The organism is Stenotrophomonas sp. YJH_SMC_54 (assembly GCF_059368435.1).
The window spans coordinates 199,759-220,725 of sequence record NZ_JCAFRS010000002.1 but is presented as its reverse complement, the minus strand read 5'-3'; the positions used below and the strand labels follow the sequence as shown (position 1 = coordinate 220,725).

Genomic DNA, 20,967 nt, shown 5'->3' with positions numbered 1-20,967 from the left:
CCAGGATGGACCGGATGAGTGGACCCAGCTTCAGCAGCAACGCGCCGTTTGAAACCCATGTGGTGCTGAACCAGCCGCCACCGTTCGCGGGCCGCCAGCTGTGGACCGACGATGTGGCGTTGGCGGAGGCGGTGCATCGCGAGGGTGCCGGTGCCTTAGCGCCACGCCTGGCCGTGTACGGGGCCCTGGCCGGCGACGAGTTGTACCGGCTTGGCTTCGATGCCAACCGTGATCGCCCGCGGCTGCGTACGCACGATGCGCAGGGCCACCGCATTGATACGGTCGAGTTCCACCCTGCGTACCACCAGCTGATGTCCGCAGCGAAGCAGCATGGCGTGGCGGGTTTGTCCTGGCACGAGCCGCAGCCCGGCGCACACGTCGCGCGTGCGGCGCTGAGCTACCTGCACCACCAGGCCGAAGCCGGCACCAGTTGCCCCTTGACCATGACCCATGCGGCGGTGGCAGTGCTGCAGTCGCAGCCGCACCTGGCCGAATGGGCGCGCAAGGCCGCCGCGCCGGTCTATGACCCGCGCGACGTGCCGGTGGCGGACAAAAACGGCATCACGCTGGGCATGGGCATGACCGAGAAGCAGGGCGGCTCGGATGTACGTGCGAACAGCACGCGCGCCGAGCCGATCGATGGCGAACGTTACCGCCTGGTCGGCCACAAGTGGTTCTTTTCCGCGCCGATGTGCGATGGCTTCCTGGTGCTGGCGCAGGCGCCGGGCGGGCTGACCTGCCTGCTGATGCCGCGCCGGCTGGCCGATGGCGACCGCAATGCATTCAGGCTGATGCGGCTGAAGGACAAGCTGGGTGACTGGTCCAATGCGTCCAGCGAGGTCGAGTTCTGTGGCGCGCAGGCATGGCGCGTGGGCGAAGAAGGGCGTGGCGTGGCGACCATCATCGGCATGGTGATGATGACCCGCCTGGACTGCATGCTGGGTGCGGCCGCGGAGATGCGCATGGCGCTGGCGCAGGCGCTGCATCATGCACGCCATCGGCGCACCTTCGGCAAGCTGCTGGTGGAGCACTCGCTGATGACCAACGTGCTGGCTGATCTGGCGCTGGAGTCGGAAGCGGCCACGGTGTTGGCGATGCGCATCGCACGCGCGGTGGATCGTGCCGGTGTGGATGCCAATGAAGCGGCGATGGCGCGGTTGGGGACGGCGCTGGGCAAGTACTGGCTGTGCAAGCGTGCGCCGGCCTTCGTCAATGAAGCGCAGGAATGCCTGGGCGGTGCCGGCTACGTGGAGGAGTCGATGCTGCCCCGCCTGTACCGGCAGGCACCGTTGAATTCGATCTGGGAGGGCAGCGGCAACATCCAGTGCCTGGATGTGCTGCGTGCGCTGGCGCGTGAACCGGAGGCGATGGCGGCGTTGCGCGGTGAGCTGGCGTCGGTGGCTGACCGTGATGCGCGCTATGCAGCGGCATTGCAGCGTTGGGCAGCGGCGCCGCCACCGGAGGAAGCGCAGGCGCGGCTGTTCTGCGAGCGCACTGCGCTGCTGCTGCAGGCGGCGCTGCTGCTGCGTGCGCGCAGTCCGATGGCGGAGGCGTTCGTGCGTAGCCGGCTGGAAGGGGAGCATGGACTGGCGTTCGGGACGCTGCCGGCGGGGCTGGAGCTGACGGCGATGCTGGCGCGCGCGCTGCCGTAGGGGCGGCCCACGCCGGCTCTCGACACCTACGCTGACAGATTTTCATCAGATAAGGCTCGGGCGCGCCATCCATGGCGCTTACGCCCCTGCGCAACCTACCCGCGCGTCCTTGGACACTTTCCGTGGGCGCACACCACGGAATCAACAGAAGAAGCAGGGAGCGAAAAGCAGAAAAGCCGCGGCAGTGCCGCGGCTTTTCCTGTGGAACCGAGCCGGTGCTCGGCTGCCGGTAGGGCTTAGTGCTTGGCTTCTTCCTTGGCGGCGTTGGCCTTGGCGTCATTGGCGACATCGCGGGCCTTGTCGGCGACCTTCTGCGCGGCGTCGGCGGTGGCGTCGCTGGCGTGCGCGGCGGCGTCGGTTGCGGCGTCCTTGGCCTTGTCGGCGGCGTTGGCAGTGGCGTCTGCGGCCTTGTCCAGCGCCTGCTGGGTATCGGCGGCGGCCTGCTCGGAAGCGGCGGCGGTCTTGTCGGCGGCTTCGCGGGTGGCGGCAGCAGCCTTGTCGACGGCGTCGCGGGCGGCAGCGCCGGCGCTGTCGGCCGCCTGCTGCGCGTCCTGCTTGGCCTGTTCGGCTTCCGGGCCCTTGCAGGCGGCCAGGGCCAGCAGCAGGGAGGCGGCCAGCAGGGTGGTGGTGATCGGACGAATCTTCATGGCGGTCTCCGGCACTGCAATGGATGGGGACGCCAGCCTATTCATGCCGTTGTGAAGACCGGGTCGCGATGCAGGGGCTTGATCGCCGGCATCCACGCAAAGAAAAAGCCGCTGGCGAACCAGCGGCTTTTCCAGAACAGCGTGAAGAAAGAAGTTATTACTTCTTGGCTTCTTCAGCAGCGTCCTTGGCCTTCTCAGCGGTGCCTTCAGCAGCCTTGGCAGCGTCAGCAGCAGCGCCGGCAGCAGCGTCGGTGGCAGCACCGGCGGTCTGGGCAGCGGCGTCGGTGGCGGCGTCAGCAGCGGTGGCGGCGGTGTCAGCGGCCTGCTGGGCAGCGTCGGCGGTCTGGGCGCCAGCAGCGGCGGCCTGGTCGGCAGCAGCCTGGGCTTCGGTGGCGGCTTCGTTGGCCGAAGCAGCGGCGTCCTGGGCAGCTTCCTGCTTCGAGCAGGCGGCCAGGGCCAGAGCCAGGGACATCGCGACCAGCAGCTTGTTGATGCTCATTGTGTAAATCCTCGTCGTTAGAATTAGGCAACGCGCATGCTGCGCGCCGACAACATGATGACAAGCCAAGATTGGGTGTCAAGCGATCCCGCATTCATTTTTGCGAAATCATCGTTAAATCTTTTTAAATCAATTCGATGGCGATTGCCGTTGCTTCGCCGCCGCCGATGCAGAGGGTGGCAATGCCGCGCTTCCCACCACGCGTGCGCAGAGCGTTGACCAGCGTCACCACAAGACGTGCGCCGGAGGCACCGATGGGGTGACCCAGTGCGCAGGCGCCGCCATTCACGTTGAGCTTGTCGTGAGGGATGCCCAGTTCGCGCATCGGGGCCATCGCCACCACGGCAAAGGCTTCGTTGATTTCGAACAGATCGACTTGGTCCAGCGACCAGCCGGTCTTGCCCAGCAGCTTGTGCAGCGCGCCGATCGGCGCGGTGGTGAACCACTCCGGTTCCTGCGAGTGGGTGGCGTGGCCGACGATGCGGGCCAGTGGCGTGATGCCTCGCGCGGCGGCATCCTCTTCGGTCAGCAGCACCACCGCGGCGGCACCGTCGGAGATGCTGGAGGAACTGGCGGCGGTCACGCTGCCGTCCTTCTTGAAGGCCGGACGCAGGGTCGGGATCTTGGCGATGTCCGAGCGCCCCGGCTGCTCGTCGGTGGCGACCTCGACGTCACCCTTGCGGGTGGCGACCTTCACCGCGACGATCTCGTCGGCGAACGCACCATTGGCCTGGGCAGCCTGCGCGCGCTTGACCGACTCGATCGCATAGGCGTCCTGCTCTTCGCGGCTGAACTGGTACTTGTCCACCGCGCACTCGGCGAATTCGCCCATGGCCTTGCCGTCATAGGCGTTGACCAGGCCATCGTGGGCCATGTGGTCGACCGCCTGGAAGTTGCCGAAACGGTTGCCGGTACGGGAGTTCGGCAGCATGTGCGGGGCGTTGGACATCGATTCCATGCCGCCGGCGACCACGATGCTGGCCGAGCCGGCCTTGATCAGGTCATGGCCGAGCATGATGGTCTTCATGCCCGAGCCGCACACCTTGTTCAGCGTGGTGGCACCGGCCGACAGCGGAATGCCGGCGGCGATCGCCGCCTGGCGGGCGGGCGCCTGGCCGAGGTTGGCCGGCAGCACGCAGCCCATCAGGACTTCGGAAACGTCGCTGGCCGGGACACCCGATTGTTCCAGCGCGGCGGCGATGGCTGCGGCGCCGAGGGTCGGGGTCGGCACGCCGTTGAACTGGCCGAGGAAGGAGCCGATGGCGGTACGCTTGGCGGCGGCGATGACGATGTTGGACATGGCAATCTCGTTGATGCGTAAGCAATGTTCGGAAAGGAGACCGGAGGCCGTTGGATGCGCCCCGGTTTCCCGGCAGACTGCGTGGGGGTCGGCCCAAGTATAGAGGGTCGGGGAGGGCTGCCGCTGTGCGGCGCCGAACGCCTGCCGGGATGAAGGCAGGCCAACGTTCACGGGAAGGAATCGATGGAGCGAACGATGATGGTGAGGTCTGTGCTGGCAACCGCGCTGGCGATGGCGCTGACGGCCTGTGGTGGAGGCGGCGGAGGCGGCAGCAACGTGCGCGTCGACCCGCCCCCGACCACGCCGACACCTCCAACCACGCCTCCGCCGACGACACCACCGCCGGCCAAGCCGCAGGAGCCGGCCTTTGATGCGCATCTTTCAGTCACCAACGCGCGCGCCGCACAGGCCGCCGGCCTGACCGGGCAGGGCGTGCGCATCGGCATCGTCGATTCGGGCGTGCAGCGCAACGCGGTGGCCTTGAATGGTCGCGTGCTGGCCAACTTCAATTACATCGATCCCGCCAGGAACAACCTGGCGGTTGATGACGTGGTCGGGCATGGCACCGCCGTGGCCAGCCTCGCTGCCGGCGCAGCAGTGGGGACCTGGCCGGGCGGTATCGCGCCAGGCGCCCAGATCGTCTCGGCAAGGATCATTTCCGACAAGCCGCCGACCGATGACGGCAGTGGCCAGGGCAATGCCTTCAGTGGGCCGCTGGGCGTGGCCCAGGTCCACCAGGACCTGATCAGCTACAACGTGAAGGTGATGAACAACTCGTGGGGCGGCCTGTACTGGACCGATCTGCCGACCACCGCGCAGGTAGCCGCCGAATACCGGCCGTTCGTGATCAACCACGGTGGCCTGGTGGTGTTCGCCGCCGGCAATGACGGCCGCAGCGAGCCGAGCAGCCTGGCCGCGCTGCCCAGCCAGAAGGGCGTGGCAGGCACGCTTCCGGCGGCCGATCTGGAGCGCGGCTGGCTGGTGGCCACGGCGGTGGACCCGTTTACGCCGGGCGCGCTGGCCAGCTATTCGAATGCCTGCGGCCAGGCGGCCCGCTACTGCCTGGCAGCGCCGGGCAGCGCGGTCTACCCGGATGCCAACGGTGGCAGCTACTACTGGAACTACGGCACCTCGTTCGCCGCGCCGCTGGTCTCCGGTGCGGCGGCGCTGGTCTGGCAGCGCTTCCCCTACTTCAACAACGATCTGGTGAGGCAGACCCTGCTGGGCACTGCCAAGGACATCGGTGCGCCCGGCGTGGATCCGGTGTTCGGCTATGGCCTGCTCGACATCGGTCGCGCGATCAACGGTCCCGGCCGCTTCGACTGGGGCGATGTGGTTGCCAACGTTGATGCCGGCTCGACCAACTCGATGTGGAGCAACGACATCACCGGCAGCGGTGGCCTGGTCAAGCAGGGCGGAGGCAAGCTGGTACTGGCCGGCAACAACAGCTATTCCGGCGCCACCCGCATCGAGCGCGGCATCCTGACGCTGCAGAACGGTGGCGTGATCCGTTCAAATGTGACGATCCTCGCCCAGCCCGACCCGGATTCCACCGGTCTGCAGTTCAACGGTGGCACGCCGCGGGTGATCGGCAATGTGGTCAACGGCGGCAGCGTGTTCCTCACCACCGGCAATACCACCGGCACCATCGAGGGCAACTACACCCAGCAGCCCGGCGCGCAGCTGATGATCGCGCTCGGTGCCAACGCACTTCAGGTCACCGGCAACGCAACGATCAATGGCGGGGTGCGTGTGCACGGCTTTGTCTCCGGCTATGTACCGCAGAACGGAACGCGCCAGGACCTCATCCACGCCGCGGGTGGCCTGAACGGCACCTTCAGTACCCAAGCCACTTCCACCGGCCTGCAGGGGCTGACCCTGGTGGCACCCACGTATGGCTACGACAGCAACAACGCCTGGTTGAACGTGAACCAGGTCAGCGTCACCGCCGCAGCCAGTGGCCTGAGCGCCTCCGCACAGGCCGCAGCGCAGCGCCTGGAAGGCGCATTCGCAGTGCTCGACGGCAACACCGGCCTGCAGGGATCGCCCTTCGGTACGGCAGCCGGTGCGCTGCAGTGGGCCGGAGGCGGCCAGCAGGGCCTGGCCGACAGCCTGCAGAGCCTGTCCGGCCAGGCGCATGCCCGCGCCGAGGCCGCCACCTTCGACAGCATCGACATGTCGCGGCGTGCGATTGCCGAGCGCTTCGATCGTGTACAGGCCACCCCGCGCCTGCGCGGGAGCTGGCAGAGCGCGCTGGGTGAGGCGGGGCAGGGCAGCTTCGCCGGCAACGCTGCCGACAGCCGGGGCTGGATGGCCGGCCAGGATCTGCCACTGGGCAGCAACGGTCTGATGGGCGTGGCGTTTGGCGAGACCCGAAGTAATGGTGGCAGCAGTTTCGGCGGCGATCGTGGGCGTGATCGCCAGGCGCAGGCGCAGCTGTACGCGGGCTGGAATCTGGGGCGTGGCTACGCGCTGGCCCAGGTCGGCAGCGGCCAGTTCACCCGCGCGCTGGATCGTCAGCTGCTGCTCGGTGCGGGCGCCTATGGCGTCTCTGCGCGGTATGGCGGCCGTTTCAGCAGTGCCAGCGTGGAGGGCGGGTACCGGCTGGGGCGTGCGGGCGCATCATTGACGCCCTACGTCGGCGCCAGCACCACGCGCGTGGATACCGACGCCTTCAATGAGCTCGGCGGCTTCGGTTTCGGCCTGCGGGGTGATGCCAATCGCGTGCAGCGCAGCCAGATGCTGGCCGGTATCCGCGGCGAGCGTGGCTGGGGGCGTTGGACGCTGCGTGGGCATGCCGAATGGCAGCAACGGCTTGATGGTGCGGATGCGGACTGGCAGGCCAGTTTCGTCGGCGTCGATGCCTGGGCACCGCTGGCGGGCTGGAACGCGCCGCGCGGCAGTGCGCTGATCGGCGTGGCGCTGGAATCGTGGTGGGGCCGCACTGGCCGCCTGAGCCTGGGCTTCGACCAGCGCGTCGGTGGCGAAGGTGCGCGGCAGGCAGCCCTGCGCTACAGCACCGGCTTCTGAAGGACAGGTCGCGCCGGGTCCTGCCCGGCGCGACGTCGGCTGGCTCAGCCGCCGCGCAGGTTGCCCAGGCGCGGGGTGCTGCGGCCCAGCGGCATCTTCAGCTTGCCGATCGACAGGATGCGGCTCTCGGCGATGCGGTCGGCGGCACGCTGCGGCGCGATGTTCTCGCGCTGCGACAGTTCGAAGATGCGGGTGAGGTTGTGGTAGATGCTGCGGATCAGGCGCATCGCGCGTTCGCGGTTGTATCCGTCGATCTCCAGCGACACGTTCATCACGCCACCGGCATTGACCGCATAGTCCGGTGCATACAGGATGCCGCGCGCATGCAGCTCGTCGCCGATCTCCAGGCTCGACAGCTGGTTGTTGGCGGTGCCGCAGATGATCTTCGCCTTGATCCGCGGCAGGGTGTCGGCGTTGATCGCGCCTTCCAGCGCGCACGGTGCGAACACGTCGGCGTTCACTTCATGGATCTCGTCCGGCTTGACTGCTTCGGCGCCGAAATCGCTGACCGCGCGATCAACCAGCGCGCTGTCCAGGTCGGTGACGTAGAGCTTGGCGCCGCGGTCGCGCAGCAGCTTCACCAGTTCCATGCCGATGTGGCCCAGGCCCTGCACTGCGATGCTGGTCTTGCCCACTTCCTCATGGCCGAACTTGAAGCGCATCGATGCCATCAGTGCCTGCAGCGCACCGTAGGCGGTGAACGGGGCGGGATCGCCGGAGCCACCATGGACCTGGTGCACGCCGGTCACGAACTGGCTTTCCAGGTAGATGTTCTCCATGTCGTTGACGTCGGTGCCGACGTCCTCGGCAGTGATGTAGCGCCCGCCCAGGGAATCGACATAGCGGCCGAAGGCACGGAACAGCACCTCGGTCTTGTCCGCTTTGGGGTCGCCGATGATCACCGCCTTGCCGCCACCTACGTTGAGGCCGGCAAGTGCATTCTTGTAGGTCATCGTCCGGCTCAGCCGCAGCGCATCGGCCAGCGCCTCGTCGGTGCTGGCGTAGGGGCGCATGCGCACGCCGCCCAGGGCCGGGCCAAGGGTGGTGTTGTGGATGGCGATGATCGCCTTCAGGCCGGCGTCGTGGTTGTGGCAGAACACCACCTGTTCGTGGCCGGTGGTGGCGAGGGTTTCGAATAGCATGGCGTCTCCGATGGCGCGATCAGCGGCGAACTGCAGCGAACGGCCAGTGAACGGTAGGGTCCCAAAACAAAAAAAGCGACGTCGTCGGTGCAGGGGGACGGGTCGCGCGGCGCCATTCTAGTCCATTCCCCCGGCCGGTGCCGTCGACATCGGCGGCCTTCCGGTTAAAGAAGATGAAAGTGCGGCCGATGCTGCGACGACGGCGGGTGGCCGGATTCGCGTGAAGAGGCAGGGCGGTCAGTGACGGCAAGGGCACCACAACGAGAGGGCGAGCGGCGATGACGCCGGCCTGGTGGCGATCGCTGCGCGGCTGGCTGGCGCGCTCGACCGGGGCCGCGCCGTCCCGGTTGGCGGCGGTGTCGCGGCAGGCGGTGGCGGCGGCTGCGGCCAGCCTGCAGGGTGAGGCGCTGCCTTCGGCCGAGATCGCTGCACATCTGCAGCGCGGCCTGCATGCGCTGGCCCTGTACCCGCGCCTGGCCGGTGAATCCACGCCGGTGCAGGCCGCGGGGCTGGGCGAGGCGGTGGCGCGCGCGCTGCAGGACCGGGACTGGGCGGCCCGTCAGTTGCCGCGCCGCCCGCAGCTGCTGCCGCAGCTGATCCAGACGGTCAACGACGATGCGGCATCGGCGCGGGTGATGGCGGCGATCATCGGCCAGGACCCGGTGCTGACCGGCAACCTGCTGCGCATCGCCAACAGCCCGGCCTACAAGGTGCACGAGCGCCCAGTGGAAAGCCTGCAGCGGGCGGTGACGCTGGTCGGTACCGAAGGCGTGCGACAGATCATCAGCGCGGTGCTGGTGCAGCCGGTGATGCAGGTGCAGTGCGAGGTGTTTCCGCAGTTCAGCACGATCATCTGGGAGCACGCACTGCTGGCTTCGCGCGCAGCCGCTGACCATGCGCGCACGGTCACCTTCGGCGATGCCTTCGCCGCGCAGTGGCTGGGCCTGGTACAGGGGCTGGGGGCCGCACTGGTGATGCGCCAGCTGCTGCAGGAAGCGCAGGCACGCGATGAGACGGTGGAGCCGGCGCTGGCGCTGCAGCTGCTCCAGCAGTGGTCGCTGCCGTTGGCGCAACGCGTGGCTGCGGCCTGGGAGCTGCCCGAGCCGGTGCACCAGGCACTGGCGCCCGAGGCGGATGGCCCGCTGGCTGACAGCCTGCGCCTGGCCAATGCGGCCGCAGCGGCCAGCCTGCTGTGCCGGCATGGACATGCCAGCCAGAGCCGCATGCTGGCCCTGCTCGAACAGTTGCCTTCGGCGCCGCCGCATGCCCTGCGCTGGATCTGGCGGCGCCTGCACGGGCGCAGCGTGGAAACACGCGATGACGCTGGACAGGAAGAGGCGGGTCCGGCGCCCTGAGCGTTACAGCTGCGATTCCACCGGCAGCCAGCTGATCACCCGCGACAACCAGCGCTTGCGCGCCGTTGCCCCTGGCTCGGCCTCCACCCAGTGTGGTGGTGGTTCACGCTCCAGCCAGCGCAACCGGTGACGGTCGTCCAGCGCCAGCCACCAGCTGTGCCTGGGATCGGCCAGGCGCAGGTACTCGTCCCGCAGCTGCGCGCCCAGTACCGGATCGTCGAACAGCACGCCCATTTCAGTGTTCAGATAGGCCGAGCGCGGGTCGAGGTTGAACGAACCGACGAAACCGCGGCGGTCGTCGACCAGGAACGCCTTGGTATGCAGGCTCGCGCCGCTGCTGCCGAACACGCCGGCATCGGCGGACTGCCCCTGCGCTTTCAGTTCGTACACGTGGACGCCAGCTTCGAGCAATGGCACGCGGTAGCCCATGTAGCCACCGTGCACGGCGGCAACGTCATTGGCGGCCAGTGAGTTGGTGACCACGCCGACCTGCACGCCCCGCCCGGCCATGGCCGAAAAGCCATCCAGGCCTTCGTTGCCGGGTACGAAGTAGGGCGAGATCAACAGGACCTTGTGCCGGGCGGCCTGCAGCTCACTGATCAGGGTCGACACCAGCCAGGCAGCGCGATCGTCCTTGCGGTGCTTCATCGGCGGGTCCGACACGATGCGCACTGCACCGCTCCAATGTAGCGGCTCAGGGCTTGGGCGCTGCCGTTTGCGCGATTCGGCCACGCGCGCAAGGTAGGGCCGGGCCACGTCGCGCTGCGCTTCGTGATCCGATTCGCGGACCAGCAGGCGCAGCTGTGCATCGGTATGGAAGGCAAGCGCCGATACCGGTATGGCCGCTTCACTGTTCCAGTAGTCGTCGAAGATGCGGTTGGCCTGCTCCACGGCGGGGCCGGCAACCAGCAGATCCAGGTCCTGGAAATTTACATCGGTGCGTGCGCTGAAGTACTCCTCGCCGATGTTGCGGCCACCGACGATCGCGACTCGGCCGTCGGCAATCCAACTCTTGTTGTGCATGCGGTGGTTCACGCTGAAAGCGCGCTGCACCAGTTCCAGCGTGCGCGCGATGCCGCTGCGGTTTCGGAACGGGTTGTAGAGGCGGATTTCAATGTTCGGGTGCCGGTCCAGCGCCATCATCAGCGCGTCCTTGTCCTTGGCGTTCATGTCGTCAAGCAGGATGCGCACGCGCACACCGCGCTCGGCGGCGTCGTACAGCGCCTTGGCCATCAGGTGGCCGATCAGGTCGTCGTGCCAGATGTAGTACTGCAGGTCCAGGCTGCGGCCTGCGTGCGTGGTGATCATCGCGCGTGCGGCGAAGGCATCCATGCCATCACTGAGGAAGGCCACGCCGGACTGGCCGGGATGGGCCTCCTGCAATGGCACGATCTGCTGGTCGATGCGGGTCTGCGCCGGCTGCAGTGGCAGCACATGCGAAGGCGCGCCATGCGTCTGCGGCGTGAGGTGGTCGGCCAGCAGCAGGCCGGACAGCACCAGCAGCACCAGCACGGCGAGAATGATTGCAGCGATGCGCAGCAGGCGTCGCCACAGCGGCTTGGGCAGGCTCATGCCCCGATGGTAGAGCCACGCCATGCGTGAAGGAATGCCTGCAGGATCGGCAGGGGGTCAGAGCCCTTGCCTTCGGCACGGAATCCCACCCCGAGGGGGCGTCACCGATGGGGTCGGATCCCTTTCCACAGGAAAGGGCTCTGACCCGCACACCTCAGAACCGCTCGTCGCTGCCCAGGTAGCGCCACTGCCCCGGCGGCAGCGGCCCCAGCGCCACGCGTCCGATACGCAGGCGGCGCACCCCGGTCACCTGCAGCCCGGCGGCTGTCACCGCTGCACGCAGGCCCTTGGCGGTAAGCCCCTTGCCGGCAAAGCGCAGGCGTTGTTCGCTCTGCCAGCTGACCTTGCCGCCGCCGGCCTCCTGCTGCAGACGCGCCATCAGCCATGGCCCACGCTCCGGGCCGCCTTCGGCCACTTCGATCAGGTATTCCTGTTCGGTGCGGCCAAGATTGCGCTGCAGATGGGCCAGCGTGGCCGGATCCTGGCTGACCACCACCAGGCCGCTGTCGCTGGCCGGAAGCGAGGCGGCCAGCTGCAGGCCATGGAAGTGACGCTGCAGCGGACGGATGTCGCTGGCATCGAGTTCGCTGCGGCTGTCACTGCTGACCAGCGCGCACAGGGTCTCAGCGGCAACGCCGGCCGGCTTGTTCAACAGCATGCTGACCCGCTCGGCCTTTTCATCGCTGGCCTGCTCGGCCACAACGATCACCGCGCTGTCATCGACCAGGCGCTGCGGCTGCTCCACCACGTCGCCGTTGACCGTGACCCAGCCGCCTTCGATGTAGCGTCGCGCTTCGCCGCGCGGGATGCCGAGCAGGGCGGACAGGCGTTTGTCGAGACGGATCGGTTCCATGGCGGAAAGGTCGGGCAGGGGGCGCGCAGTGTAGCTGCTGCGGCCGGTCAGCGCTGGCCGCGGTTGGCCAGCTCCGTCAGGTACAGACGGGTATCGAACTCCAGCTGCAGGTACTCCGGCTCCATGTGCTGGCACAGCTGGTAGAAGGCCTTGTTGTGGTCGGCTTCCTTCAGGTGGGCCAGCTCATGCACCACGATCATGCGCAGGAACGCTGCTGGTGCCTGGCGGAACACGGTGGCGATGCGGATCTCGCGGCTGGCCTTGAGGCGGCCGCCGTGCACGCGGGAAATGGCGGTATGAGTGCCCAGCGCGTGCTTGATCACTTCCAGCGTGTTGTCGTAGCAGACCTTGTTGAGCGGCACCGACTTGCGCAGGTAGCGGTCCTTCAGCTCCTGGGTGTAGTCGTACAGCTGGCGGTCGCTGCGCACTTCATGCGGGTCGGGGTAGCGCTGCTGCAGCCAGGGGCCGAGCTTGCCCTGCGCCAGCAGTTCGCTGACCTGGGCGACCAGGGGTTCGGGATAGCCGGTGAGGTACTTCAGGACTGCCATGCAGGGGCGGCGGGGCGTCGGTAGAATGGGGCATCCAAGATTACACGCGGTACGCACCGACCATGGCAAAGCCCAACGCGCTGCAGGAACAATTGCTCAAGGCCGGCCTGGCCAAGAAGTCGCAGGCCAGCGCCGCCGCGCGCGAGCAGGCCAAGGCCCGCCAGGGCAAGGCCGAATCGACCTCGGCCGAGGTCCAGCGCGAGGCTGAACGCGTCCGCGCCGAGAAGATCGAGCGCGACCGCGCGCTGGCCGCCGAGCGCAATGCGCAGGCCAGGCAGGCTGAACAGAAGGCGCAGGCGAAGCAGATCATCGCGGCCCATGCCGTGCCCCACAAGGGCGATGACGAGTACCGCTTCAGCGATGGCGCGGCGATCCGCACCCTGCTGATCGACCCCAAGCTGCGCAAGGCGCTGTCGGTGGGCGTGCTGGTCATCGTTGCCCACGGCGACGGTTACGCGCTGCTGCCACGTGCTGCTGCCGAGAAGGTGCGTGAGCGCGCCCCGGAAGCGATCATCGTCGACCACGGCCAGCCGGGCTCGACCGCGGAGATCTCCACCGGCAACGCCGAGGACGACGCCTACTACGCGCAGTTCCAGGTGCCCGACGACCTGGTCTGGTAAGCAAAAAGGGGACGGAGGGGATTAAGTCGCGATCGACCTGATTGAAGCCCTCCACGTTCTGCTCAGATTGCTGAAGATCAGCCGGGCATGGCTCGGCTCAACACAGGTCTGCTCCTTTGTGCGCGGGTGTATCGTCCCCATATCAGGCGACACACCTGCGGAGGATGGCCATGGCCACCGGTTGGGCGGGAGACGGCGCGGTCCAGGACCAGATCGACGCCACCGTCGACGATGCGATTGCCCGCGCGCGGCGCCAGCTGCGGCAGGGCCCTGGTCTGGAACACTGTGAGGAATGCGACGCGCCGATTCCGTTGGCGCGGCGCCAGGCCGTGCCCGGGGTACGGCTGTGCGTGGCGTGCCAGCAGGCGCACGACGACGAAGAGCAGGCGCATGCCGGGTACAACCGGCGTGGCAGCAAGGACAGCCAGCTGAGGTAAGGGGTGTTTTATTGCAGGGCTGCGCCCTGCACCTGCAGAAGCAACGTCAACATCAAAGGCTGGCATTCCGTGGGTTGGCAGGGCGGTGTCGGAGTGCGGGGACGCCGTGAACCCGTCCATGGGGGCTTGGCCGCGGCATCCATGCCGCGGACACCCCGCACTCCGACACCGCCCCGCCTCTGACAGATTTCCGCGATCTGTTGGAACCCGCTGCTGATGCCGACCGTTGGTCGGCAAGGGGTCGGATTCAATTTTGACTATGGATATCTGACAGATGTGCCGACCAACGGTCGGCACCCACCAACAGCGCGCGGAATCTGTCAGAGGTGGGGCGGTGTGGGTGGGCAGGACCGTTGGCGCCATGGATGGCGCCATCGAGCCCCCATGGACGGGTTTACGGCGTGTCCTGACCACCCACACCGCCCCGCCATCCCACGGAATGCCGCTCTTGATCTTGCTTCGGCTTCGGCCTCTGCAGGTGCAGGGTGCAGCCCTGCAAAGAAGAACCTCCCTCAGCCGTCGCCCTGGATGCTGCCGGGGGCCTGTGCCGGGTCGCGCCAGCGCCGCACCGTGCGCTGGAAGAACAGGTTGTTCGGCAGCTGCAGCACCGTGCCCTCGTGGCCGTCGCCGGTCTCCTGCAGCGTGGTGTAGATCAGGTTCACGTCGATCACCCGCCCCTTCAGGCCCGGTTTCTCGCCGTTCTCCAGCACCTCGATGTAGTCATGCAGGCGGAACGGGCGCGTGGTGAAGATCAGCAGCGTGCAGAAGATGTTGGAGAGCACGCTCCAGGCCGCGAAGAAGGCCACCGCACCCACCGCCGCGAAGCCGGTGAACGCGGTCCACAGTACCGACGGCGACGCGCCGAGCAGGCTGAGGATGTACAGCACTGCGCTGAAATAGACCACGAAACTGGTGATCCGGCGCGCGCCCATCACCATTTCCGGTGGCAGCGTGTAGTGCTCGGCGAAGCGGCGGATCAAGCGCCGTGCCAGCACCCGCAGCAGCCACGCGGCCAGCAGGGTGAGCAGGATCTTCACGGCGATACCCGCGTCGTGGAGCCAAGGGTAGGTCCAGGCCGGCAGGTGATCCTTCAGCGACAACATCATGGGGGCGACGACGGGTGGCAATAACGGCCCTCGATGTTACCCGGCGCGTGCGGGGGATTCGACCGCCGGGGTCCAGGCCAGGCAGACCAGCTCCTGGCGGTGCTGCTGCAGGCAGGCGCGGCCGTTGTCGGGGCGCAGCTGCAGTGACAGGCCCAGCGCCTGCAGCAGGACGCAGGCAGCGATCACCAGCAGGGCGGCGCAGGAAGGGCTGGACATGGCAGGACTCCCGGACGGCAGATTCGCGAAGGACCTTCCATGGATGCAGCAGCCGTCGAAAAGGTTGCATGGCATCGGCCGTCGATCGGCTCTAAACCTTTTCCCGGGTCGCCGCATCCAAGCGATATGCTCGACACCACCATGCCCGCGCTGCCTGCCGCCAACGACGCCGTCGACGAACCCGCCCTGGTGCGGGCGGCGGCCGCCGGCGACACCGCTGCCTACGAACTGCTGTACCGGCGTCACGCGCCGCGTGTATTCGCTGTCCTGTGGCGGTTGTGTGGCGGCCAGCAGGCACGTGCCGAGGATGCGCTGCAGGAGGCCTTCCTGCAGGCCTGGAAAGCCCTGCCAGGGTTCCGTTTCGAGAGCAGCCTGTCCACCTGGCTGCATCGGCTGGGGGTCAACGCCGCACTGATGGAACTGCGTGGTCGCGCCGCAGGGCAGGATCACGACAGTCTGGAGGATGTCGATGGCGGCCTGCAGGAACTGGCGGTGCATGACCGTTGCGCGGGTACCGAGCGTGACCTGGAGCGCGCATTGTCGACACTGCCACCACGGGCGCGTGCGGTACTGGTGCTGCACGATATCGAAGGCTGGAAACACCAGGAAATCGCCGAGCAGCTGCAGATGGCTGTCGGCAGTTCCAAGGCACAGCTGCATCGTGCGCGCGGCCTGTTGCGCGCACGGCTGGGAGACATGACATGAGTACACACGAACACGATTCCGATCACGACCTGCTGGCCCGGCTGCGCGCGCTGCCGAACGAACGCGATGTACCCGCCGATGGCTGGGCACGCCTGTCCGCCCGACTGCCGCCGCGTGAATCGCAGGCAGCACCCGCGCCAACGGACAACGTGGTGGTCCTGCCGGTGCGTTCGCGGCGCCGCTGGTGGTGGCCGGCCGGCGCTGCCGTGGCTGCCAGCCTGGCACTGTATGCGGTGGCGCCGTGGCGGCATGCGCAGCCGGATACGCCGGCGCCGTCCGCCCTGCAGCTGCAGGCCGCGGCGATGACCGAGCAGTACCAGCAGGCCGTGGCCGCGCTGCCCGATGGACGGGCGCCGGAATGGCAGCCGGCCCTGCATGAACTGGATGAAAGCGCGGCGCAGATCCGTGCCGCCCTGGCGCAGGACCCGCGTGCGCCGCACCTGCTTGGCCAGCTCAAGCGCACCTATGCGCTGCGGCTGGAACTGACCCGGCAGGCGGCCTATGCCGCCGAGTCCGGCTTGACGACCTGAGGAGACCCCCATGACCCGAACCCTGATTTCCTGCTGCGTCGCGCTGCTGCTGACCCCTGCCGTGGCACTGGCCGACACCCGCATCGACGAGCGCCACACCTTGGCTGCGGGCGGTCGCATCGAGCTGAGCAACGTGGCCGGCAAGGTGACCGTGCGTGGCTGGGACCGCAATGACGTGCAGCTCACCGGCACGCTCAGCGACGGCCTGCAGTTGCGCCAGGAAAAAAGCGCCAACCGTGTGCGCTGGGAGATCGAATATCCGCGCCGCAGCAACAGCGGTGGTGCAACGCTGGTGCTGAACGTGCCGCGATCGGTGGAGCTGCTGCTGAGCACGGTCAGCGCCAGCCAGGACATCAGTGGTATCGATGTGCGACGGCTGCAGGCCGACACGGTCAGCGGCAGCCTGAGCGCGGCTGGCCGCAGTGGCGACAGCAAGCTCAACACGGTCAGTGGCAGCGTCAGCGCACGCCTGCAGACGCCGAAGCTGGATGTGAACACCGTCAGTGGCCGCATCGAGGCCGGCGGTGGCGTGTCCGGTGATATCGGTGCGCAGACGGTGTCCGGACGGGTCGAGGTCGACGCCGGGCGCGTGCAGCGACTGGCGGTGGAAACCGTCTCTGGCAGCATCGATCTGGCAGCGGCCGGGTTGGCGCCCGGCGGCCGCATCAATGTCGAATCGGTCAGTGCCTCGGTCACGCTGAGCCTGCCACGTACGGTGTCGGCACAGCTGTCGGTGAACAGCTTCAGCGGCTCGATCAACAGCGACGCCGGTCAGGTGGAGCGGCCGCGCTATGGGCCGGGCAGCCATCTCGATACGCGTCTGGGGGGCGGCGATGGAGACATCCGCATCCAGTCGCATTCGGGCAGTGTGCGGGTACGCCTGGATCGCTGAGCACGGTCCGGCAGGCCGCGGCGGCAGCGCCGCCGCGGTCGGTACTGGGTCAGCTGGCTTTCTTCAGCGCCCAGGTGGTGCCGAGGACTTCGATCTTGCCACCGGCCTTGCGGAACGCTGCCAGGTCCGAAGCGATCGAATCGCTGCTGACCACGGTGCTGGCGGCCGCGCCCTTGCGTTCGCTGCGGATGCTGTTGCTGGCCTTCGCGGGGGTCTTTGCCTTGCGGGGCATGGTTGCTCCTGTCAGGTGGAAGGGGAGGAAAGCGCCCAGGCGTCGGCCTGGCGCAGGTAGTCCTGCCGCTCGCGGCGGCAGTCATCGCCGCCCATCGAAAACTGGCGGCAGATCGCCGGGCGCTGCGAATAGATCGTGCAGCGCAGGTGATAGGGATCGATCGCCGCGCACCAGCCTTCCTCGTTGCGCGCCATCACGGTACGGCCGTGGGTGTCGCGTGACAGGAACTGGCCAGGCACGTGGTCGCCGGGCTGCAGCAGCACGGGCAGCCGGCAACAGACCGCGTCACAACGGCGGCAGTCGATGGGTGCAGGTGCTGCGTCAGGTTGTAAGGCCACAGGGGCCTGGCGGGTGCCCAAAGCGGGTCTCGATGGCGGCTCAGGTGCTGCGCGGACCATGAACGAGCCAGGAAGGCATGGCCGCTAGGCCCGCAGCGCGGGCCAGGCTGCACCGTGGACACACACCGGCGTGGCCGGTGGAAGGTGCAGCGGGGTTCTAGCCGACCAAGAGTAACTTAGACCGCGTAACGTTTTGTTAATCCTGGCTGGCTGCCGCCAATGCCAGGCCCTGGACCACGCCCAGCGAGGGCTCGCCGTGGACCATGCGGGCCCCCGGGAAGGCCTCGGCCACGGCCTGGCGCAGGTAGCCGGCACGGGACATGCCGCCGGTCAGGAACACCGCATCCGGGTCGCCCCCGATGTCGCTGCGGACCTGGGCCAGCAGTTCCCGGATCTGCTCCAGGTAGCCGTGGGCGGCGGCGGCCAGGCCATCGGCGCTGCTGTCGGCATGCAGGTCGCGGGCGATGTAGTCCAGCGTGCTGCGGTGCTCGCTGGCGGCGCTGAGGGCGATCTTGGCGCGTTCGACATCGCGGTACAGGCGGGCGGTATTGCCGGAGTCCTGCAGGGCCTGCAGGCGCCCGCCCCACGGCTCGTCGACGTGATCGTATTTGTGCTGGCGGAAGTCGCGCTGGCGCGTCATGTCCTGCACGGTGGCTGCTTCCACATAGTGGTGGGCGGGCACGCGGGTGATGCCGCGGCCGAACAGCGGCATGTAGCTGGACAGGCTCAGCGCCAGATCAATGTCGGTACCGCCGCGGGCGATACCCCACGCGCGGTGGATACGCGGGGCGTCGTCGCCACCGACTTCGGCATGCGCGATATCGGTGGTACCGCCGCCGATGTCGACGATCACCGCCTGGTGCCGCTCGCGGCTTTCGGCGTGGTAGTGCATGGCCGCCGCGGCGGGTTCTTCGAGGAAATCGATCTGGTCGAAGCCGGCCTGGGTGGCGGCCTCGCGCAGGATATCCAGTGCCTGGTCATTGCCGGCCGCGCCGATCGAGCTGCGGAACTGCACCGGGCGGCCGAGCAGAGCGGCACGCAGCGGCTGGCCAAGCTGGGCGCTGGCGGTCAGGCGGATGTGTTCGAGGATGTGCGCGGCGATGCCGGTGATGGTCTGCTTCGCGCGTGGGTGCAGGTTGTAGCCCAGCATCGACTTCGGGCTCTGCACCAGGTTGCCTTCGTGTTCCTCGAAATAGGCTTCCAGCGCGTCGTCGCCGTAGACCGCGTTCTGCAGCAGGTCGCTGGCGCTGCGTTCCTTGCCGGCGCGGGCCTCCATCCATTCACGGCGCAGGGCGCGCAGGGCTTCACGGCGCAGCGCCTGCGGGGTGCGTTCCTGGCCGGCGGCACGGGCTGCACGCGCGGCGCTATCGATCATCTGCTGCAGCTGGTGTTCCTGGCCGTCGTCGAGCTGGAAGTCGTCCGGGTCGGGCACCACGCCGGGGAAGTACACGCTGGTGCGGAACTGTTCGGCGTCACCGAAACGGATCGGCAGCAGTTTCCCCTCATGCACGATGGCGGCGGCGGAGTTGCTGGTACCGAAGTCGATGCCGAGGCGCATGGGGAGTTCCGGGGGCGGTCAGGGGCCGCGCACTCTGCTGCAGTTCGTCGCCGACTGCAAGTTCCAGCGTCACGGCTGCTCCAGCCGCGGTCATGGCGGCGGCCGGGCACCTGCCAGGGAGCCGGGGCCCCGGACCGGGCGGTTACAATGGCGGCTGTTGATTCACTTTGAGGTACTTGCCGATGTCGTCTGTTCCCGCCTGCCCGCAGTGCACCCTGGAAAACACCTATGCCGATGGCGCGCTGTGGATCTGCGCCGATTGCGGTTTCGAATGGACCGCCGAGGAAAGTGCCGGTTCGACCCTGGTCGTGCGTGACAGCAACGGCAATACCCTGCAGGCCGGCGACACCGTCACCGTGATCAAGGACCTGAAGGTGAAGGGGTCTTCGATCCCGCTGAAGCAGGGCACCGTGATCCGCAACATCCGCCTGGTCGAAGATGATGCCGAGCACATCGAAGGCAACTCGGACAAGATCAAGGGCCTGGTCCTGAAGACCTGCTTCCTCAAGAAGGCCTGATCGGTCTCAGCGCCTGGCCTGCTGCTGCGCGCGCCAGCGGGCCAGGCTGTCGAGCTTGGCCTGGTAGCGTGCCTGCTCCGTTGCACCACCCAGAAGCTGCGCGCGGGTCAGTTCACGGTCGGCGCGTTCAAGCTGCCCGGACAGGAAATACACGCGCGCCAGCCCGAAGTGGAACTGGTGCGCGGTGTCATACAGGCGCACGGCCTGCCGGTAATAGCGGATGGCTTCGGCCAGCTTTCCGGCCTGCTCGGCCTGCGTGCCCAGCATGTACTGCGCAAACGGGTCCTCACGCTGCACCGACTTCAAGCGTCGCTCCAGGGCCTTGGCCTGCGCATCCAGCCCAAGCTGCCGATACAGCGCGCTGGCATTGGTCAGCGCCGCATCCTGGCGACCGTCCAGGCGCAGGGCGCGGTCCAGTGCCTGCCGCGCCGCATCGGTGTTGCCCTCACGGTTGTCGAGCACACCCAGGTTGTTCCAGACCGAGGGGAATGCGCGATCCTGCACGACCGAGGCATCGAAGAACGCGCGGGCGCCGACGAGGTCTCCTTCGGCCATGCGTTCGGCACCTCGATTGTTGTAGAAATGGGCCAGTGCACGCGCGCGGCTGACCGGCTGCGGGCCGTGGCGGTCGTAGAGTACGTTGCGATCGAGGTCGACCGTGGCGTAACGCCCCGCGATCTCCACGCCCGCGTTGACGTGGCCCACACTGTAGACCACGCCGGCGTCCTGGTCCTGGTACCAGGACACGACCTGGCCGACTTCCTGGACGCGGGCCTGGATGCCAGCCTCGCGCGCCAGTGCCACGAACATCAGCGTGAAGGCGAGGCAGTTGGCGCGGCGCTGCTGCCAGACTTCGTCCACGGTGTAGGTCGCGTTCGCGTCGTACTGCAGGTCCAGCCCCTGGCGGCCGAAGATCATTTCCACCAGTGCCTGCAGCCGCTGCTCGCGCGATGAACTGCGGTCGATCACCTGCGCCTGCAGCATCGCGCGCATTGCGGGAGGAATCGCGAAGACCTGTTCCGGTGAGGGGACCTCCACCGGGGTGACGCTTCCGATGGGCGGGAGTGCATCGGTGCGCGGGTGGTTCTGTGCGCAGAGCGGCGCGGCCATCAAAGCGGCCAGGACCACGACGAAGATGCGGGCGGCAGGGCGGTACATGACAGTTCCCGGCAGCGGCGGGCGCTCCCGCCTGCAGCGAGTGTAGACCCGGCGGCGCC

General features: G+C 67.9%; 22 protein-coding genes. 9 read left to right on the top strand and 13 right to left on the bottom strand.

What is annotated here, in order from left to right; genetic code table 11:
* Window positions 1-14 precede the first annotated feature (14 nt).
* Entirely contained in the window at window positions 15-1,652 is a 1,638-nt protein-coding gene (locus AC5P5S_RS03350; protein ID WP_012480962.1) for an acyl-CoA dehydrogenase family protein, read from the top strand.
* Window positions 1,653-1,888: 236 nt separating this feature from the next.
* On the opposite strand, the gene AC5P5S_RS03345 is transcribed toward AC5P5S_RS03350, so the two are convergent.
* The 3 genes from AC5P5S_RS03345 to AC5P5S_RS03335 all read right to left on the bottom strand — a co-directional run bounded on the left by AC5P5S_RS03345 (window position 1,889) and on the right by AC5P5S_RS03335 (window position 4,098).
* Complete coding sequence (locus AC5P5S_RS03345) at window positions 1,889-2,299, bottom strand: hypothetical protein (protein WP_005410582.1); 411 nt, start codon at window positions 2,297-2,299, stop codon at window positions 1,889-1,891.
* A 157-nt stretch (window positions 2,300-2,456) separates the two neighbouring features.
* The gene (locus AC5P5S_RS03340; protein WP_005410581.1) at window positions 2,457-2,798 is read right to left on the bottom strand and encodes a hypothetical protein; all 342 of its coding nucleotides are present in this window, start codon (window positions 2,796-2,798) and stop codon (window positions 2,457-2,459) included.
* A 124-nt stretch (window positions 2,799-2,922) separates the two neighbouring features.
* The gene (locus AC5P5S_RS03335) at window positions 2,923-4,098 is read right to left on the bottom strand and encodes a thiolase family protein (RefSeq protein WP_033834339.1); all 1,176 of its coding nucleotides are present in this window, start codon (window positions 4,096-4,098) and stop codon (window positions 2,923-2,925) included.
* A 183-nt stretch (window positions 4,099-4,281) separates the two neighbouring features.
* Between AC5P5S_RS03335 and AC5P5S_RS03330 the strand changes: the two genes are divergently transcribed.
* Complete coding sequence (locus AC5P5S_RS03330; RefSeq protein ID WP_062607883.1) at window positions 4,282-7,128, top strand: autotransporter serine protease; 2,847 nt, start codon at window positions 4,282-4,284, stop codon at window positions 7,126-7,128.
* Window positions 7,129-7,172: 44 nt separating this feature from the next.
* Here the strand turns inward: AC5P5S_RS03330 and AC5P5S_RS03325 are convergent, their stop codons facing one another.
* Entirely contained in the window at window positions 7,173-8,270 is a 1,098-nt protein-coding gene (locus tag AC5P5S_RS03325) for a Glu/Leu/Phe/Val dehydrogenase dimerization domain-containing protein (RefSeq protein WP_019662147.1), read from the bottom strand.
* Window positions 8,271-8,548: 278 nt separating this feature from the next.
* Between AC5P5S_RS03325 and AC5P5S_RS03320 the strand changes: the two genes are divergently transcribed.
* A complete protein-coding gene (locus AC5P5S_RS03320) occupies window positions 8,549-9,625 on the top strand; it encodes an HDOD domain-containing protein (RefSeq protein WP_062607881.1) in 1,077 nt (358 codons plus the stop codon).
* Window positions 9,626-9,628: 3 nt separating this feature from the next.
* Here AC5P5S_RS03320 and AC5P5S_RS03315 read toward each other — a convergent pair whose 3' ends face one another.
* The 3 genes from AC5P5S_RS03315 to AC5P5S_RS03305 form a co-directional block, all read right to left on the bottom strand.
* On the bottom strand, window positions 9,629-11,221 hold the full coding sequence (locus tag AC5P5S_RS03315) for a phospholipase D-like domain-containing protein (RefSeq protein ID WP_062607879.1): 1,593 nt from the start codon (window positions 11,219-11,221) through the stop codon (window positions 9,629-9,631).
* Between the two features lie 130 nt (window positions 11,222-11,351).
* Window positions 11,352-12,050, bottom strand: coding sequence for an RNA pseudouridine synthase (locus AC5P5S_RS03310; protein ID WP_049396640.1), 699 nt, complete (start codon window positions 12,048-12,050; stop codon window positions 11,352-11,354).
* 47 nt (window positions 12,051-12,097) lie between these two features.
* The gene (locus AC5P5S_RS03305) at window positions 12,098-12,598 is read right to left on the bottom strand and encodes a M48 metallopeptidase family protein (RefSeq protein WP_005414217.1); all 501 of its coding nucleotides are present in this window, start codon (window positions 12,596-12,598) and stop codon (window positions 12,098-12,100) included.
* A 62-nt stretch (window positions 12,599-12,660) separates the two neighbouring features.
* Here AC5P5S_RS03305 and AC5P5S_RS03300 point away from each other — a divergent pair, with 62 nt between their 5' ends.
* Both AC5P5S_RS03300 and AC5P5S_RS03295 read left to right on the top strand, forming a co-directional pair.
* Entirely contained in the window at window positions 12,661-13,218 is a 558-nt protein-coding gene (locus AC5P5S_RS03300) for a DUF2058 domain-containing protein (RefSeq protein ID WP_005410573.1), read from the top strand.
* Window positions 13,219-13,388: 170 nt separating this feature from the next.
* Window positions 13,389-13,655: a DksA/TraR family C4-type zinc finger protein gene (locus tag AC5P5S_RS03295; RefSeq protein ID WP_005414219.1), complete on the top strand. Its 267-nt coding sequence runs from the start codon at window positions 13,389-13,391 to the stop codon at window positions 13,653-13,655.
* A gap of 512 nt (window positions 13,656-14,167) precedes the next feature.
* Here the strand turns inward: AC5P5S_RS03295 and AC5P5S_RS03290 are convergent.
* Together AC5P5S_RS03290 and AC5P5S_RS03285 are read right to left on the bottom strand one after the other, a co-directional pair.
* The gene (locus AC5P5S_RS03290) at window positions 14,168-14,761 is read right to left on the bottom strand and encodes a mechanosensitive ion channel family protein (protein ID WP_081113742.1); all 594 of its coding nucleotides are present in this window, start codon (window positions 14,759-14,761) and stop codon (window positions 14,168-14,170) included.
* A gap of 36 nt (window positions 14,762-14,797) precedes the next feature.
* Window positions 14,798-14,977: a hypothetical protein gene (locus AC5P5S_RS03285; protein WP_005410570.1), complete on the bottom strand. Its 180-nt coding sequence runs from the start codon at window positions 14,975-14,977 to the stop codon at window positions 14,798-14,800.
* 126 nt (window positions 14,978-15,103) lie between these two features.
* Between AC5P5S_RS03285 and AC5P5S_RS03280 the strand changes: the two genes are divergently transcribed.
* The 3 genes from AC5P5S_RS03280 to AC5P5S_RS03270 are packed head-to-tail and all read left to right on the top strand — an operon-like array spanning window position 15,104 to window position 17,104.
* Window positions 15,104-15,682, top strand: a complete 579-nt coding sequence (locus AC5P5S_RS03280; RefSeq protein WP_005414221.1) for an RNA polymerase sigma factor — start codon at window positions 15,104-15,106, stop codon at window positions 15,680-15,682.
* Entirely contained in the window at window positions 15,679-16,212 is a 534-nt protein-coding gene (locus AC5P5S_RS03275; RefSeq protein ID WP_062606116.1) for a hypothetical protein, read from the top strand. Before AC5P5S_RS03280 ends, AC5P5S_RS03275 begins: the two co-directional genes overlap by 4 nt.
* A 10-nt stretch (window positions 16,213-16,222) precedes the next feature.
* Window positions 16,223-17,104 carry a DUF4097 family beta strand repeat-containing protein gene (locus AC5P5S_RS03270; protein WP_005410567.1) on the top strand — a complete coding sequence of 294 codons (882 nt, stop codon included), beginning with the start codon at window positions 16,223-16,225 and terminating at the stop codon, window positions 17,102-17,104.
* 49 nt (window positions 17,105-17,153) lie between these two features.
* Here AC5P5S_RS03270 and AC5P5S_RS03265 read toward each other — a convergent pair whose 3' ends face one another.
* The 3 genes from AC5P5S_RS03265 to AC5P5S_RS03255 form a co-directional block, all read right to left on the bottom strand.
* Window positions 17,154-17,336 carry a hypothetical protein gene (locus AC5P5S_RS03265; RefSeq protein ID WP_005410566.1) on the bottom strand — a complete coding sequence of 61 codons (183 nt, stop codon included), beginning with the start codon at window positions 17,334-17,336 and terminating at the stop codon, window positions 17,154-17,156.
* An 11-nt stretch (window positions 17,337-17,347) separates the two neighbouring features.
* Window positions 17,348-17,641 (bottom strand): YkgJ family cysteine cluster protein, encoded by a 294-nt coding sequence (locus AC5P5S_RS03260; RefSeq protein ID WP_081113744.1) that lies wholly within the window; start codon window positions 17,639-17,641, stop codon window positions 17,348-17,350.
* Between the two features lie 229 nt (window positions 17,642-17,870).
* Window positions 17,871-19,232: an Hsp70 family protein gene (locus tag AC5P5S_RS03255; RefSeq protein WP_062606120.1), complete on the bottom strand. Its 1,362-nt coding sequence runs from the start codon at window positions 19,230-19,232 to the stop codon at window positions 17,871-17,873.
* Window positions 19,233-19,414: 182 nt separating this feature from the next.
* On the opposite strand from AC5P5S_RS03255, the gene AC5P5S_RS03250 reads away from it, so the two are divergent.
* Window positions 19,415-19,750: a zinc ribbon domain-containing protein YjdM gene (locus AC5P5S_RS03250; protein ID WP_005414225.1), complete on the top strand. Its 336-nt coding sequence runs from the start codon at window positions 19,415-19,417 to the stop codon at window positions 19,748-19,750.
* A 6-nt stretch (window positions 19,751-19,756) separates the two neighbouring features.
* On the opposite strand, the gene AC5P5S_RS03245 is transcribed toward AC5P5S_RS03250, so the two are convergent.
* Complete coding sequence (locus AC5P5S_RS03245; RefSeq protein ID WP_231336613.1) at window positions 19,757-20,908, bottom strand: transglutaminase-like domain-containing protein; 1,152 nt, start codon at window positions 20,906-20,908, stop codon at window positions 19,757-19,759.
* Window positions 20,909-20,967: the final 59 nt, after the last annotated feature.

Bases quoted from the DNA above. Each gene is read 5' to 3' on its own strand.
- AC5P5S_RS03350 (WP_012480962.1), top strand. From the start codon at position 15: ATGAGTGGACCCAGCTTCAGCAGCAACGCGCCGTTTGAAACCCATGTG.
- AC5P5S_RS03345 (WP_005410582.1), bottom strand. From the start codon at position 2,299: ATGAAGATTCGTCCGATCACCACCACCCTGCTGGCCGCCTCCCTGCTG.
- AC5P5S_RS03340 (WP_005410581.1), bottom strand. From the start codon at position 2,798: ATGAGCATCAACAAGCTGCTGGTCGCGATGTCCCTGGCTCTGGCCCTG.
- AC5P5S_RS03335 (WP_033834339.1), bottom strand. From the start codon at position 4,098: ATGTCCAACATCGTCATCGCCGCCGCCAAGCGTACCGCCATCGGCTCC.
- AC5P5S_RS03330 (WP_062607883.1), top strand. From the start codon at position 4,282: ATGGAGCGAACGATGATGGTGAGGTCTGTGCTGGCAACCGCGCTGGCG.
- AC5P5S_RS03325 (WP_019662147.1), bottom strand. From the start codon at position 8,270: ATGCTATTCGAAACCCTCGCCACCACCGGCCACGAACAGGTGGTGTTC.
- AC5P5S_RS03320 (WP_062607881.1), top strand. From the start codon at position 8,549: ATGACGCCGGCCTGGTGGCGATCGCTGCGCGGCTGGCTGGCGCGCTCG.
- AC5P5S_RS03315 (WP_062607879.1), bottom strand. From the start codon at position 11,221: ATGGCGTGGCTCTACCATCGGGGCATGAGCCTGCCCAAGCCGCTGTGG.
- AC5P5S_RS03310 (WP_049396640.1), bottom strand. From the start codon at position 12,050: ATGGAACCGATCCGTCTCGACAAACGCCTGTCCGCCCTGCTCGGCATC.
- AC5P5S_RS03305 (WP_005414217.1), bottom strand. From the start codon at position 12,598: ATGGCAGTCCTGAAGTACCTCACCGGCTATCCCGAACCCCTGGTCGCC.
- AC5P5S_RS03300 (WP_005410573.1), top strand. From the start codon at position 12,661: ATGGCAAAGCCCAACGCGCTGCAGGAACAATTGCTCAAGGCCGGCCTG.
- AC5P5S_RS03295 (WP_005414219.1), top strand. From the start codon at position 13,389: ATGGCCACCGGTTGGGCGGGAGACGGCGCGGTCCAGGACCAGATCGAC.
- AC5P5S_RS03290 (WP_081113742.1), bottom strand. From the start codon at position 14,761: ATGATGTTGTCGCTGAAGGATCACCTGCCGGCCTGGACCTACCCTTGG.
- AC5P5S_RS03285 (WP_005410570.1), bottom strand. From the start codon at position 14,977: ATGTCCAGCCCTTCCTGCGCCGCCCTGCTGGTGATCGCTGCCTGCGTC.
- AC5P5S_RS03280 (WP_005414221.1), top strand. From the start codon at position 15,104: ATGCTCGACACCACCATGCCCGCGCTGCCTGCCGCCAACGACGCCGTC.
- AC5P5S_RS03275 (WP_062606116.1), top strand. From the start codon at position 15,679: ATGAGTACACACGAACACGATTCCGATCACGACCTGCTGGCCCGGCTG.
- AC5P5S_RS03270 (WP_005410567.1), top strand. From the start codon at position 16,223: ATGACCCGAACCCTGATTTCCTGCTGCGTCGCGCTGCTGCTGACCCCT.
- AC5P5S_RS03265 (WP_005410566.1), bottom strand. From the start codon at position 17,336: ATGCCCCGCAAGGCAAAGACCCCCGCGAAGGCCAGCAACAGCATCCGC.
- AC5P5S_RS03255 (WP_062606120.1), bottom strand. From the start codon at position 19,232: ATGCGCCTCGGCATCGACTTCGGTACCAGCAACTCCGCCGCCGCCATC.
- AC5P5S_RS03250 (WP_005414225.1), top strand. From the start codon at position 19,415: ATGTCGTCTGTTCCCGCCTGCCCGCAGTGCACCCTGGAAAACACCTAT.
- AC5P5S_RS03245 (WP_231336613.1), bottom strand. From the start codon at position 20,908: ATGTACCGCCCTGCCGCCCGCATCTTCGTCGTGGTCCTGGCCGCTTTG.